The sequence below is a fragment of the Paenibacillus sp. FSL R10-2771 genome, from assembly GCF_038000205.1.
Taxonomy (GTDB): Bacteria; Bacillota; Bacilli; order Paenibacillales; family Paenibacillaceae; genus Paenibacillus_AQ; species Paenibacillus_AQ phytohabitans.
In genome coordinates this window covers 1,073,826-1,088,347 of sequence record NZ_JBBOBM010000001.1, presented here as the reverse complement: position 1 = coordinate 1,088,347, position 14,522 = coordinate 1,073,826, and the positions used below count along the sequence as shown (strand labels likewise).

Here is a 14,522-nt window from a genome sequence, read left to right as displayed (position 1 = left end):
AGCAGCCCCGGCCGGGCTGCTCTTCCTAATTGGACTCGTTTATTCCTATACTCGCTACAAAATGCTGCCTATTATTCCATGAGCTTATCCATAAGGCGGAGGATCATCACTACCGATTCGGCGCGGGAAGCCGGTTCCTCCGGCTTGAACTGTCCATTGCCTTTTCCCGTTACGATACCTGCTCCCGCAAAGGCATTGATAGGCCCTGCTGCCCAGCCCGCAGTGACGTCAGAGAATGGAACACTATCGCTGCTCACATAATTCGTCAGACGGGACAGCATCGTCACCATCTCCGCCCGGGTGATCTCCTGCTTGGGATGGAAGGAGCCATCGGCGTACCCGGTGATCACTACGTTGTCTTGAAGTGCACTAATGGCTTCCGCGGCCCAATGCCCCCGCGTATCCGAGAAGCCGGTGCCGCCTGAAGGGCTCAGGCCAAAGGCCTTGAACAGCATCGCTGCAAACTCAGCGCGGCTTACTTTGGCGTCAGGGCGGAAGGAACCATCCGCGTAGCCGGTTATAATCCCCATCCGGGCCGCACGTTCAATGAATGCGGCACTCCACAGAGCTGCAGGAGTATCCGGGAATGTCACAGCAGGAGCGGATTGCCCTTTTGCCATGATCGCTTTTACCTTATCAAGATCTACTCTGTCGTTGAACACAGGCTTCGTCACGGTTGGCAATGTTGGCTCCGTAGTTTCAGCCGGTGTCGGCGTTGCTGTAGGTGTCGGCGTTACCGTTGCCGCCTGAGTTGGCGTTGATGTTGGCCTTGGAGTTGCTGCAGGTACGGTGCCACCATCATTGTTGCCTGTAGCCGCCGTTACGGAGGCCTGAATCTCCTTCTTCACTCCTCCGTATGAAACTGTGATCTTTGCCGTTCCTGTACCCACTGCTGTGACTACACCCGCTTCGCTCACAGCTGCAACCGAAGGATTGCCGGTGGCATATTTCGCTTCCAGGGTCTTGAAGGCGCTAGAAAGGTCGGAATACTTTGCCGTTACCGCTATGCTCTGCGTTTGACCTGCCGTCAGGAAGATAGATGCAGGAGTCACCTCCAAGTCTACCACTGCCGGTGCGGAAACCTCCGTAATCACAATCGGTATCGCAATGGACTTGCCTCCGAACGAAGCCGTGACCGTTGCTTCGCCTGCCGCAACGCCCGTGATAAGCCCCTTGTCCGATACAGAAGCAACAGCAGGGTCAGAAGATACCCAAATGACTTGATCCGTAACCACCAGATTCTCTGCATGATCATATACTGCCGTTATTACAGAAGCTGCGGTCTGGCCCACTTGGAGCCTATGAGTGCCTGGATCAGCTGTCAGTTTCAGCAGAACAGGAACCGTGCTTTCCGCTTGAACTGTTACAGCAATGCTGACTGCCGGCAAGTTTCCGTATTGTGCCTCGATTGTAGTACCGCCTGCTGCTACCGCGTGAATCACGCCTGTGGCATCTACCGTAGCCACATTGTCATTGGAGGAAGTCCACATCGCTTCATTCGTGACCTCTGCTGTGGACTTATCGCTATACGTAGCGGTGAGAACTGTCGCGCGTTCCTCCCCGGCCTGCAATGTCAGCACTGTAGGCGATACCGCCACGGAAGTCACCGTAAGCTCATCCTTCTTTTCAATAATATAATTGTCTATTAATGCATCGCTTTCTGTAGTACGGGCCTGGATGGAGATTTTGTCATGGCTGACTTGAATGGCAGAATACACCGGAACGTCCTCGTCAAACATGAAGTTGAGATACTCATACTGCTTACCATCGTAGAATTTCCAGCCGGAGGCGCCCCCGTCCAGATAGACCGTCCCGCGCTCGCCGTTTAGCAGCGGCTTTCCTCCATTCATCGGATAGGTGCGTGCATATACATGGTCATGGCCTTCCAGCACCAGATCTACTTTCAGTTCCTCCAGAACAGGTGCAAAATACGTTTGCGTGTATTCAATTACATTCCCGCGCCCATCTTCGGTATGATAAGCAGGCTTATGGAACATTGCAATTTTCCATTTTTTATCACTGGCCTGAACATCCCCGCGCAGCCATTCGGCTTGCTTAGCCATGGTTACTTCGTCTGCCTCAGAGTTCAGCACAATGAAATGTACCTCACCCGAATCGAAGGAATAGGCGTACTCCTTCTGAACGTCCGGGCCGTTCTCCGGCAAATCTAGTCCCTTGGCAAAAATCTCCTTGCCTTCACCCTTCACATCATGATTCCCCATCGTGTAGCCTGAAGGAAGGGAGGCGGCATAGACCGAAGAAGCTTCCCAGAACTGGTTCCATTCATTCAGGATTCCTCCGTCGTCAACCATATCGCCGCCGTGCATCACAAATTGGGTATCCGGATAACGGGTTAGAGCATCGCTAATCAGCTGCTGATAGATTTCAAGCCCATTATCTCCTTTGGTATGTGAATCAGTTACGAATACGAAAGAAACGGGAGTTTCCGGTGCTGCATCCAGCGTCTTGTATTCGTACCAGGCACTCCAATGGCCTTCATAGCCCACCCGGTAATGATAAGCCGTACCCGGCTCCAGGCCGGCAACCAATGATTTGTGGAACTTTATTTCGCCCAGCGGCCCGCCCTCCACTTCATGGATGACCTCCACTTCGGTAAGTGCAGTCTGCTCTACCGCCTTTGGCTGAGCACTGTCCGGCCCATTGTCCACCCAATCGCTGTTCTTCACATATTGAATCGAAGTTGCTTGAACTCCGGGGGCCGTCTGCCAGCCCACGCTCAGCATCGTACCCATATCTTCGGTAACAAAGGTCTGGACATATTTCGGATCGTCTCCGCCGAACTGGGTCACAACGTTCATGCTGAAGCTCTCACTGGTGCCGCCATCCTTGACCGCCTGCACTTTCCAGGTGCCGACTGCAAGATTGGCCAGCGAAGTATGAATTTCACCCTTGGCATCCGTCAGTCCCAATCCTTCGGTAAGGCTCTTCTGCTGTACATCGGCAGAGGCAATATAGCCTATCCCTGTTCCATCCGGAAGATATACCTTGACGAATCCGGAGGTGCTTCCTGCTGTAGCGAAGAATTGCCCGTTGTTCTCTGCTGTAAGCAGCACGGCGGACGAATGATCAGCGCTTGTATATATACTCGAATTGGCGGCTGTTACCGTCACATAGGTCTGAGGGCCGCTTACATCGGTAAAATCAATCTCCGCCCCTTCAACCGGAGCTCCCGCATGGGTAGTAACGGTGATGATATTCTTCGTTTGCAGGCCCGATCCCTTGACGGTTAAGGCATACGGGAAACCAATCTTATAATTAACGGGAGAAGCAAACGAGCTTACAGCGGTCCCGCTGCCATAACCAAAACTGCCTTCCGCCATGGTGAACTGCTTGTAGGTCTCGCCACGTTCCATTTTTGCGGACCGGCTCACGGCGAAATCGATGCTGGCCAAGGCATCCGCAGAATCTCCCTGCAGTCCTTCTGCGCTAAATTCAACATAACCGCCTGTATTGTCGATGGTGCTCTGGACGTTGCTTAGTCCGTCACGAGCGTGCACAGCCTCCGCCTGCAGCGTCTGCGGGTCGAACTTAATCTTAGTCAACACGTTTGTTGCTCCGCCGGTATTCTTCGCCGCCAGCTTCAACCGGTAAGGCTCGTTGCTGACCGCTTCCTCCGGCCCTTCCAAGGTGAGCATCGCCCCATGCTCAATTGTAAAAGCATACTCCGCTGAAGCCGGATTACCCGCCAGATCCTTCACTTCAGCAACCACTTGATGATAACCGCCATCCAGCGGCACCTCCGGGTGATATGTGATTGCATTAGTATCCAGATCGTAAGCGTAAGCGGCCGGTGCAACGGACTGGCCATCCACAGTTAATTGGATCGAGTCTGGGTCAATGCCCGACTCCGCATCATCCGCCGACAGGATGATGTCGGATACGGGAGCAGTCAAGATTTGATCCGGTGCAGGTGAAACCGGAGCCAGCACGGGAACATCCATATCCTCATCCGCCGGCTCATCATAAATAAGTCTGACGTCATCGATCCAAATGGAGCCTTTGTTCTTTTTGCTCATTTGCCGTTCTTTCATCTGGAAGTAGAACGCCACGGTACCGGGCAGCGTCAGATCACTCCCTATCTCGGCCTCGACATATTTCCAGCCGCTCCAGTCTATCCCTGTCTCTTCGCTCCTCATCTCATACGTTTTGGACTTTCCGGTGGCTGAAACATAGAACTTGGAGGTTAGGCCATGCCCTTCGTTATTGGCGTAAATCCACATGCCGATTTTGTGGGGCGTTCTGCCTGTCAAGGCTAACTGGGTTGCAGGCCCGACTGCAACCTGGGAGGGATTATCGGTTATGCCGATAAAATCATAATCAATCCGCAAGGATTTTGCCCCGTCACGGACGTATTTCGGATCACTTTCAAGCGCCATATTGCCGCTGTAGATGCGCGCACTGTCAAACGTCAAGTCTGCCAGGCTCACCTGTTCAAAATCCTCCAGCATAACGACACCGTTAGGCTCAGCCGGATCCCCATACACGGTCGATGATGAGAAGGAGGGTGGAATGAACGGGATCAACACCGACATTGCCAATATCCCGGTTAATACTCTCTTTACAAGCGGATGCTGCTTACTCACTGCCTGCCACGCTCCTCGTTGTCTGTTCTTGTTCACCTGGGACAAGTTATTCCAGCATAACGCGGCAACGTATTCGTGAGATCATCGCAATGTAAGCACAATAAATACTTCAGCCCAATTTTCCCGGTGTCTCCTAAGAAAAAAAGGCGTCCGCCCCTTTTCAGGTTTGGACTGCCTTTTAAGGCTGCAATTGCACCCGCGTCTCTTTGTCCGGCTCGTTGGTGGAATAGAAGAACATGTATATAGAAGCTTCTGTTCCTTTGAAGTCCTTATACACATCAATGCTGTGGTTTTTTCCTTCTCCGCGGAAGTTCACTGTCACTATTTTACCTAAGATCCGGTCTTTCCCTGTGCCGATATGAGTCTGATTCACGCCGCCAAAATGGGGATCATCGCTCTTCGTCTCCACATAGAGATCTGCGCCCTGCATATAGTAGGTCCACTGTACCGGATAACCACCGGTTTCCCGGATCAGCGTCTGCTTCTCGCTGGAGATATTGGTCAATTGGAGTGGCACCTTATCGTCCCCATGCCGGGTAACTTTATATTTCCCTACAAGTGTCATTGGCGTCGTCTTTATAATCTCAAGATCTGCCGGCCGTTCGAAACGCAGGGTTGTCAGCTCCCTGTCCCCGGTTGTCGAATGCCATGCTCCGCCTTCCAGCTTCCGGCCGTCCACCTCGAGTGTATAATTAACATACGGCAATTCAGCGAATTTAGCTTTGCTCCGGACGGACACACGAATTTGCGTAGGCGTGACTACCATTTGCTCAATCCTGTTATCCGTGTCTCCCGCTTCCAGCGGCAGATCCAGCGCCGTCTTGATTGTGGCGTCTGCCATCTTCTTCTTGCTCAGTTCCAGATCAAACGTCCAAGGGCCGTCTATATTGCGTTCCAGCTTGGTATAACTGAGCTTATACACTGTATCAGCCTTGGGGACGTCATCCGGCTTATAATACTGAAGCGAGGTGTATTCCCCGTTGTCTCCCGGCTTGCCAAAAGCACCTGATTGAGAATTCCTGACAAGCTCTCCGTCTCTATAGGCTATGATTTGCGGGAAAGCTAAGTCCTTCGCTTCCGAATTATTAAAGACTGCCGCCGTGGACAGCATCAGACGCTCATTCCCCTCCTTAAAGGGCTGAACACTGAAGGATTCCAGTCCATCCCGGTTCACAGGGAAGCTCTGCTGCTGCGGTGAATCGGTATCCAGGTTCAGATCGACCTCCTGCTGTGAATACGACTCGATTCTCTCTGCCGTCAGGCTCACCTTGACCGTCTCCTGATCCGGCGTCCAATTCGACTCGAAATACCCGTTATACCGTTGATTCTTCTCGTCCCATTGCTGATAATTGTATTCCATTTCATCGCCGTTCCCCTTTGCATCCTTAAGGGACATGCCTTGGATATTCCATATTCCGCTTTCCCTGTCTGCACCGACATCCAGACTGTACAGAATCACCGTCCGGTTCTCATCGGTGAGCGCCGTATGCAGCGTCAGGGTTACTCCATCCTTAGTGATCGTCTGTTCAAGCGGCTGACCCAGATTCTGCGCCAGCGCGGCCTGTACACCGCCTCTATCTCTGAGCAGGATGCCCCAGTCATATTGCACAGCAGCATATACCGGTACAGCCACCAGCAGGGCGCTGAGCGAAGCAGCGATGGTGAACTTGCGCCAGCTGCGGTGACGGCGCGGAGCGGGAGCCCCTGCATCGGTTCTGCTTACTGTACCAGCATGTCCGGCCTGCTCCATCCGTCCCCACATCTCCTCAAAATCAGGATACAGAATCTCGTTATCGTCATTTAAGCGACGCTTTAGCAGTGCTTCGGTTCTGTCCATACTGCTCTTCCTCCTTAGCTATAATCTGAACTCCCGTATCCTCCAGAATTTTCTTCATCAGGCGCAGCCCCTTGTGCTGCCTGGATTTGACCGTTCCCAGCGGAATAGCCAGCATACCGGAAATTTCATCCATACTGAAATCATGCATATACCGCAGTGTCAGTACAGCCCTGATCTTTACCGGAAGACGGGACATATATCCGGCCCATTCCAGCTTCGTTTCCTTTTGCTCCGCCAGCTTCTCTACCGGGGGCTCCGGACTCCCCTTGAACAAATGCAGATTAGCCATCAGCTTCTGCTGCAGGCTATTCCTGCGTTTCAAGTGATTCAGGCAGGTATTAACCGTGACCTTCATAATCCAGGCCTTCAAATGATCTATGTTCTGCCACTGGCTGCGGAAAAGGGTAATGAATACCTCCTGGCATAGATCCTCAGCATCGGCAGCATCGTGCACCATATAGTAGCAGGTCCGGTATACCTCTTTACTGTAGGTTTGGAACAATTCCCTATTGCCCACTTGAGCATGCCTCCTTTCTTGTTTGGACTACCTATATAACAACCGGGGGCTTCAAAAGGTTCATTTTCTACTCACAATAAGCAAAAAAAGCATGTCTCCACGTAAATGCCCGGGATACATGCTGTAAAAGGAACTTCTATGCGGAACTGGAACAGTATTCGGAGTAAGCAACCGTCAGACGATGTTCATTACTTCACGCGCCTGATTGTCCAGTTCCTGTGCGGAAGATGCAATCAAAGTGAATTCATTCAGGGCTACCTGAATCTGCTGCTGGCTCACACCCACATTCTCCTGAACCAGGTTAAGTCCGTTAGATATTCTTCCCACTTCCTCTGTGATGGCCTGGACGCTGTCGCGAACCTCCGTGATCTGATCCTGAACCATTGCGGACAGCTTGCGTACTTCTTTGGCCACTACGTCGAATCCCCGGCCGAACTCACCGGCATGAGCAGCCTCAATAGCCGCATTAAGCGCAAGCAGGTGGGTCTGTGACGCAATATTTCGGATTGTCTGCACAACGCCGTGAATGGCCGCTGCCTGCGTCTGCAAATTCAGCAGTGTATCGGTATTTTCGCTCGAGACTTCGGCAATTTTATCAATACTCACCAGCAGATCCTGACTGCGCTCAATTCCTTTTTCCGCACGCTGATTCAGGCTGTCAGCCATTTCCTGCATCTGTTCCACTACACGGTTCATATTATTCTGTCTGCCCGTGATATTGGTCGCCACCTTCGACACGCCAATGACATGCGTATCCGTCTCATCAAACACCGGCATATACGTGGCTTCAAGCCAGACTGATTCCCCGTCCGCGTCCATCCGTTCGATTTTATCCTGAAAGCTCCGGCCCGCAAACAGGTTCTCCCAGAATAGCTCATAGCCGGGGCTGTTCACGAAAGATGGGAAACACAGCTCCTTGTGCTGCATTCCATACATGTCCTCAACCCTGTATTTCATCGAACCGGCAAACACCTCATTTACATACGCTACCCGGCGGTCCAGATCAAATCGGATCAATGCGAGATTCTTTTCCAAAGCTTTGACAACCAGTTCGTCTGTAACTACTTGGGCTGATAGATTCTCCATTATGACTACTCCCTATAAATCTCAATTTTTATCCGGCTTTTTGTTGGTTTTGGTATTCTTCGCTTTACTCATATTAACGGATATCCGGGCAGTTTGGATTATATTAATGAATTAAAAAAATCAGCTTAAATGAAGCAGCTGCACAAGGAAGGCTTCCCGATGCCAGTCACGGTCCAGCTATACAGAAAGCCCCACCCCCGGCTGGCGGAGAATGGGACTATCTTTCTTGGAAGGGGGTTATGCGTCTGGTGAGAAATCAACCGATGTGGCCTTCCTCATATATGTACAGATTCCGCACTATTTTCTGGGTCCGTAATCCCCGATCTTAATTCCCCATACACTATCCTTCTGGTACGCAGCCGCTTCCTGCATATCCGGGAGCCTGGCATCCTGGGGATAATGGCGCTCCAGATACTGGACGAAAGCCCGGCGCAGACCGATCTCATTCTCCAGCTTATTGAACTCATTAGGGTGCTTCTCCATTTCGGCAAGTGAAGTCTCCCAGCCTTCCAGATCAGCAGCCTCCGATTGTCCGGTGCGGACTTTCGCGGTAAGCTCCCGAAGCTCCCGGTAAGCCTTTTTTACTTTGGAAGAATAGACTTGCTTCTGGTTCAGGAAGGTTAGCAGCGCAACCAGCAACGCCAGTCCAATCCATAAAATAACAGTATCCACTTCAGTACCCTCCCGGTTTGGCATGTCTCTTCATTATACACGGCTGCGCACAAAAACACCCCACTTCTGTGGGGCATCTTTGGCAAAAGTATCAAACTCACATTATAAGGAAGGTTTCCGCTATTCCTTCTTCAGAATCTCCTCCAGCTGTCTTTTATCAGCCTCCCGGGAGCGATCCATTGCCTCTATATCATCGTGGTCCGCTTCAGCCGCTGAGAATTCAACATCCTCTGCCTTTGCCTCATAGAGCATCTTCAACTTTTCCGTCTTGGAGAAAATTTTCGAGTTTTCTCTGTCCACCTTTAATCAGCCTCCCAAGTAGTGTTATCTGACAATCAAATCATCCCGCCGGCTTCCTCAATGAGTGACAGCGCCTGATCGTAAATAGCCGAATCTACAATTACAGTCAGCAGAATATTTCTGCCTGTCGGTCCGCCATCCCCGCCGTGACTCATCCCGCTGCCGCTCGTATGCGATGCAGAGAGGATGCCCGTATGCTCACTGACAGCGGTCATGGAATCCATACTTGCCAAATTGCCGGTGACCGGATTCACTCCGGACTGCAGCCCGCTTCCGCCAAATCTGCTGAATCTGTCAATGGAGACCTCTTCTACCCGCAGCGCCTGAAGCTTGCGTGAGACCCCTTCCGCTTCCTCCGGAGCCCTAAAGTACGCCAGTATATATCTTTCCAAGACCGTATCCCCGCTCTCTTGAGATTCAAGCTCTTAGTTGTACATGTTTATGTTGTCTTGGCAACGCCATTTTTATGCTTTTTTTTCAATAGCCCAGTATATTAATCGGATTTCGACAATTTATTCAGTACTTTACCGTAATATGGTACTAAAGTAGTATATTCCAATCTGTAAATTGACTGTAAAATAAATGTAATTTTCACAATTTATTTTTGTCTCATACCCAATATGAAACTTAGGAGGGGAAGAACGGATTTAACCGGTTGCAGAAATCAAAACTAAATACTACTGGGGAGGATATTAAATGTTCAAACGCTCCATTCGAAAATTAGGCATAGGTGCAGCAAGTACAAGCTTAGCCATCTCTCTACTCTTTCCTTCCGCCTCTTATGCCAGTACGGGCACTTTCTTACCTGCAGCACCGGACCTTCAAGGCCCCGTTTCTCTTAATTCTAAGCTGGACTTATCCTCGGAAACTTTAAAGCAGTTCATCCAGAATTACAAACCTTCAACTGTAAAGCCGCAGAATTATGCCGGTACAAGCACTTCTTCAGCACCTGTCACCTTCATTGTGCAATTACAGAACGACCCTATTAAAGTTGCAGCGAACCAGACTCAAAAAAGTGCCGCTCCTTCGCTGCAGCACAACATTCTGCGGGCTGAGCACAGCAACTTCAAGTCGGCTGCCGCTCTTATCGGCGCAGTGACAGGAAATGAATATACCGAGGTCTTCAATGGTTATGAAGTGACACTTCCTGGCAACCAAGTAGACAAGCTGCTTGCGCTACCGGGTGTAAAGGCTGTGTTCCCTAACCAAACTGTTCATGCTCTGGAAACAGAAACCGATCTTGAATCGCCTCCAAGTTCAGGAGGATCAGCGCAAGAGACAGTGGGCAACGGGGATATTTTTCATACAGATGCTTTATATAGCAAGGGCGCTACTGGCGATAGTATCAAGGTAGCTGTTGTTGATACAGGTATTGATTTCAATCATCCTTATCTTCAACGTAATGGTGAAAAAGTATATAAAGGCGGATATGACGTCGTTGATAAGGACGATGAACCTTGGGAAACTGCTCCCAAAGAGGGCATGCTCCCCAAAGACGGAAACCCTTATGAAACTGCACATGGTTCTCATGTTTCCGGTATAATCCACAGTGTTGCTCCGGATGCGGATATTTATGCATACCGTGTTCTTGGACCTTACGGCTCAGGAACAACAGCCGATGTTATCAAAGGTATCGAATTGGCGGTGGAAAAAGGAGTCGACGTCATTAACCTGTCGCTTGGTTCTGATGTGAACCAGCAGTATTCGCCGGATGCCATTGCCGTGGATAATGCTGCCAAGGCAGGCGTTACAGTCGTACTTGCAGCGGGCAACGCCGGGCCGAACGCGGAAACTGTAGGCACGCCTGGAGGTGCACATCGGACAATCTCTGTAGGTGCTACTACAACTCCAGCCTTCGCTAATATATTTAAAGTTGGTGCAGTGGATAATATCTACGGCCTTTTGGCAGCGGAATCTGAACCCCTTCCTGATACAGCCGTCGGCAAAGAAATTGTCTATGCCGGACTGGGTGGTACGGTAGAGGATTATACCAAGGCTGGTGTCCAAGGGAAAATAGCTCTCGTTGACCGCGGCGGCGGCATTACTTTTGTATTAAAATCCGCTAACGCAAAGGCAGCTGGCGCCATAGGCCTGCTGATCGCCAATAACGCTGAAGGCGAATTGAATATGGCTATTGATTCTCATGGCGCTCCAACCTACGGCATCACCAAAGCCGACGGAGCTTTAATTAAAAAAGAGCTTGAAGCGAAGCGTAATACCGTTGATTTCAAAATTACTTGGGATACCAACAACTGGCTGGCCGGCTTCAGTTCGCGTGGTCCTGCACTCCCTGAACTCAATATTAAACCGGATGTCCTGGCTCCTGGCGTAGGGGTGAATTCTTCGGTTCCGGACTGGGAAAGCTCAACCGGATACGCCAAGTTCAACGGCACCAGCATGGCAAGCCCGCATGTGGCCGGGGCTGCCGCCCTTCTCCTGGACTGGAAAGAGGATTTGACGCCGGATCAGGTTAAGGTTCTCTTAACTAACAGCGCAACTCCTCTTAAGGATCGTGCAGGCAAATATTACAGTATATACGAGCAAGGCGCGGGACTTATCGATTTGTCTAAGGTGGTTGATGCTGATTCCATTGCCAGAATCTCTGAGATTCTGGATACAGGCCGCCCGGACATAGACAAAGTCGAATATGATACAGGCTCCCTGTCCTTTGGACTTCAATCGGCAGGTACTGTGACGAAGACGGTCTATGTGGATACCCTTTCCGGCTCACCAAAGACCTTCAACGTCAAGGTTAATTGGCTCACCGGACATGCGGGTATTGATGTTCCTGGCTTGGACGGCCTCTCTGTCAGCGGCGAACAAAATTTCCCTGTCTCGTTAACTATCGGTGCCAATGCCGCTCCTGGAGTTTATGAGGCTCTGCTAACACTTACGGAAGAAGATGCCGAGGGCACACCTGAAATACTAACCCTTCCTTTGGGTGTAGTGGTAGGTGACAAATACAAGCCGGATACCGTTACTGCACTCTATATTGGCGAAGATATTATCTCGCCAAATGGTGACGGCTTTCTGGATGAGACAGACTTCTCCTTCTCCGTCAACGAACCTGTAGAAAGCTTGCATATCGAAGTCGCTAATGCTTACACAGGAACCGTCGTCGGTGACGTATACGCCACTGGGGAGAAATATTATCGCGGATTGTATGAAACACTGCATTGGGATGGGTCCGTTATCGACCAGAATACCAAGAGTTCGGTCAAGCTCCCTGATGGAATCTATTCGATCACACCGGTTATCGACGGCACAACCAGTCTGGACGAGCAGGCCATCTTTATCTTTGTGGATACAACTGCACCGCTTGTTACCGGTCTGACTGTAACCGAACATACACGGGATAACGCTGATGAGCCAAGAAGTGCAACAATTAGCGGATATATCGCTGAGGACCTGCTGCTTGAACTTGTTGCCGAGGGTGAAGATCCCAATAATATATTCGGAACTTCCGCAGTCTTCGAGAGCCCTGACGGCGAGGTACTGCAGGCTAACGGATATATTGATCCGACCGGATATTTTGAAATTGAGGCTCCAGTAGCCGAGGGACTGAACCAATACTATATCTACGTCTATGACGTAGCCGGCAACGGCACGGCAGACGAAGATTATGCACAGCTGCTACGTTATAGTACTGATGCGGGCAGCACTAAGGTAACACCTGCCATATCTACAACACAAGCCGTCGTCGGTCAGCCGGTTACCGTAGATATTGGCTTTACGGTTACCGACAATGTATATGGTATTTATGGCGCTACCTTCAATCTCTGGTACAACGACACCTTGAAGCAACCAACTGTAGTGCCAAGCGTACAGTTAGCCACCTATCAAGAAGAGAACTTCCCGGGCGAGCAGTTGCCTGTATTCACTGACCTTATTCATCTTGAGAACGGACAGGACGTGCTGCAATATGGCGTTCACGTAAAGGATGGAGCATACCTTGGTAATGGCGACGGTTCACTTGGACAGTTTACTTTCACACCAACAGCCGCCGGAACTTATACCTTCAAGGTCTCGGATGCTCTGATCTGGAGTGACAGCTACTCGGCTACAGTACCGGCAGGCCTGTCGACTGTAAGCGTAGTAGTCACTGCCCCTGTCGACCCTGTAACACCTAGCAATCCCGGCTCATCAGGACCTGCTGCTACAACACCTCCGGCTTCAGGCACTACTGCGGCTTCCGGACAGCTTACTGTAACAGCTGATCCTGCAGGTGGTAAGCCTACAGCGAGCCTGGCTGTTTCCGACTCCATTCTGGATGCGGCATTGAAGAGTGCGGTGAATAACAATGTCGTACTGAGCATCACTGATGTAGACTTCTCCAAATACGGACAAGTAAGCATTGTGCTCACATCTGCCCAGGCGGACAAGATGAAGAGTTCCGCAAGTGCACTCAGCCTGAACGGCAAGGGATTCTCCCTAACTATTCCGGCTGGCACACTTCCGGACTTCATTACCGCCAGTGGCCTAACCGTCACACTCGGTTTGCATGAGGAAGCGGATACCGCTCCGCTAAGCGGCAGTACCGGAAGTATTGATATCGGCTCCTCCTCACTGACCCTCAAGAACGGCTGGACCACAAGCCAGCCTGTATTTGTACAGCTTGCCCTGAACCCTGACGGCTTGAAGGATGTCCGCAAGACAGGGGCTTATAAAGAATCTGCTGAAAACTCATGGAGTTATCTGCAGCCAGGCACCATTCCTGCAGACGGCCTGCTGCAGTTCGGCATTACCGGTGACGGCACCTACACTGCTGCCGCCCGTAATACCAGCTTCTCCGATATCGGCACACACTGGGCCAAGGATGCCGTCGAAGTTCTTGCCGCTCACGGTATCGTAGCCGGTAAAGGAACTACCGCCAGCTTCAAGCCTGCTGACAGCCTGAATCAGGCCGAACTGTTGACCCTGTTCGACCGTTTGCTTGGCAAAGGTGACACCTGGACAACGCACATCAAGGAAAGCGGCTCCCGTGATGTCCTGACCCGCGAAGAAGCAGCGGTAATATTGGCTGAGGCACTTGGTGCCGATGTCACTTCCTCTGCGCTGACCTTTAAGGATACAGGTTCTATCTCGGCTAACGCCAAGAACGCAATCGCTTATGCAGTAAGCAAAGGTTACCTCCAAGGTGTAGGCAACAACACCTTTAACCCGAAGGGTACCCTGACCCGTGCCCAGGCTGCTGTCATCCTGGAGCGTGTACTCGAGGATCTGCGTAAACAGTAAGACAAGTAATCTGTGTCCTAACTAATATGCCCTACTAAAGCGGCGGCAGCATCCTGATTTGTGGATGCTGCCGCCGTCTTTGTGCTGATTTCAAATCGTTAAGGAAAACAAACCCGAGTTTGCCTGCCGCCTCTTTGCCAGGTGACTTAGACAATAAATTCAGCCAACAGGCAGTAATTTTTAATTATAGACAAATTATATCGCCCCTATAGGATAGGATCCAATTAGAATAATATCAGATATGAATTGGCAAAAAGGGGAATCGAAAGGG

The 14,522-nt window shown here is 50.9% G+C and carries 8 protein-coding genes; 1 reads left to right on the top strand and 7 read right to left on the bottom strand.

What is annotated here, in order from left to right:
• Nucleotides 1-71 precede the first annotated feature (71 nt).
• The 7 genes from NSU14_RS04615 to NSU14_RS04585 all read right to left on the bottom strand — a co-directional run bounded on the left by NSU14_RS04615 (nt 72) and on the right by NSU14_RS04585 (nt 9,408).
• Complete coding sequence (locus NSU14_RS04615; RefSeq protein WP_340943188.1) at nt 72-4,604, bottom strand: S-layer homology domain-containing protein; 4,533 nt, start codon at nt 4,602-4,604, stop codon at nt 72-74.
• Between the two features lie 178 nt (nt 4,605-4,782).
• Complete coding sequence (locus tag NSU14_RS04610) at nt 4,783-6,441, bottom strand: DUF4179 domain-containing protein (protein WP_340943186.1); 1,659 nt, start codon at nt 6,439-6,441, stop codon at nt 4,783-4,785.
• Entirely contained in the window at nt 6,401-6,898 is a 498-nt protein-coding gene (locus tag NSU14_RS04605) for an RNA polymerase sigma factor (RefSeq protein WP_231575442.1), read from the bottom strand. Before NSU14_RS04605 ends, NSU14_RS04610 begins: the two co-directional genes overlap by 41 nt.
• Nucleotides 6,899-7,132: 234 nt before the next feature.
• Nucleotides 7,133-8,044 (bottom strand): methyl-accepting chemotaxis protein, encoded by a 912-nt coding sequence (locus NSU14_RS04600; RefSeq protein ID WP_042139457.1) that lies wholly within the window; start codon nt 8,042-8,044, stop codon nt 7,133-7,135.
• Nucleotides 8,045-8,341: 297 nt separating this feature from the next.
• Nucleotides 8,342-8,716 carry a hypothetical protein gene (locus tag NSU14_RS04595; protein WP_340943182.1) on the bottom strand — a complete coding sequence of 125 codons (375 nt, stop codon included), beginning with the start codon at nt 8,714-8,716 and terminating at the stop codon, nt 8,342-8,344.
• Nucleotides 8,717-8,836: 120 nt separating this feature from the next.
• Complete coding sequence (locus NSU14_RS04590) at nt 8,837-9,016, bottom strand: YfhD family protein (RefSeq protein WP_039300782.1); 180 nt, start codon at nt 9,014-9,016, stop codon at nt 8,837-8,839.
• Nucleotides 9,017-9,051: 35 nt separating this feature from the next.
• Complete coding sequence (locus tag NSU14_RS04585; protein ID WP_171720967.1) at nt 9,052-9,408, bottom strand: hypothetical protein; 357 nt, start codon at nt 9,406-9,408, stop codon at nt 9,052-9,054.
• Between the two features lie 304 nt (nt 9,409-9,712).
• Between NSU14_RS04585 and NSU14_RS04580 the strand changes: the two genes are divergently transcribed.
• Nucleotides 9,713-14,251 carry a S8 family serine peptidase gene (locus NSU14_RS04580; RefSeq protein ID WP_340943179.1) on the top strand — a complete coding sequence of 1,513 codons (4,539 nt, stop codon included), beginning with the start codon at nt 9,713-9,715 and terminating at the stop codon, nt 14,249-14,251.
• Nucleotides 14,252-14,522: the final 271 nt, after the last annotated feature.

Excerpts from the sequence above, each read along its gene's own strand:
- NSU14_RS04610 (WP_340943186.1), bottom strand. The coding sequence starts at position 6,441 with ATGGACAGAACCGAAGCACTGCTAAAGCGTCGCTTAAATGACGATAAC.
- NSU14_RS04600 (WP_042139457.1), bottom strand. The coding sequence starts at position 8,044 with ATGGAGAATCTATCAGCCCAAGTAGTTACAGACGAACTGGTTGTCAAA.
- NSU14_RS04580 (WP_340943179.1), top strand. The coding sequence starts at position 9,713 with ATGTTCAAACGCTCCATTCGAAAATTAGGCATAGGTGCAGCAAGTACA.
- NSU14_RS04605 (WP_231575442.1), bottom strand. The coding sequence starts at position 6,898 with ATGGTGCACGATGCTGCCGATGCTGAGGATCTATGCCAGGAGGTATTC.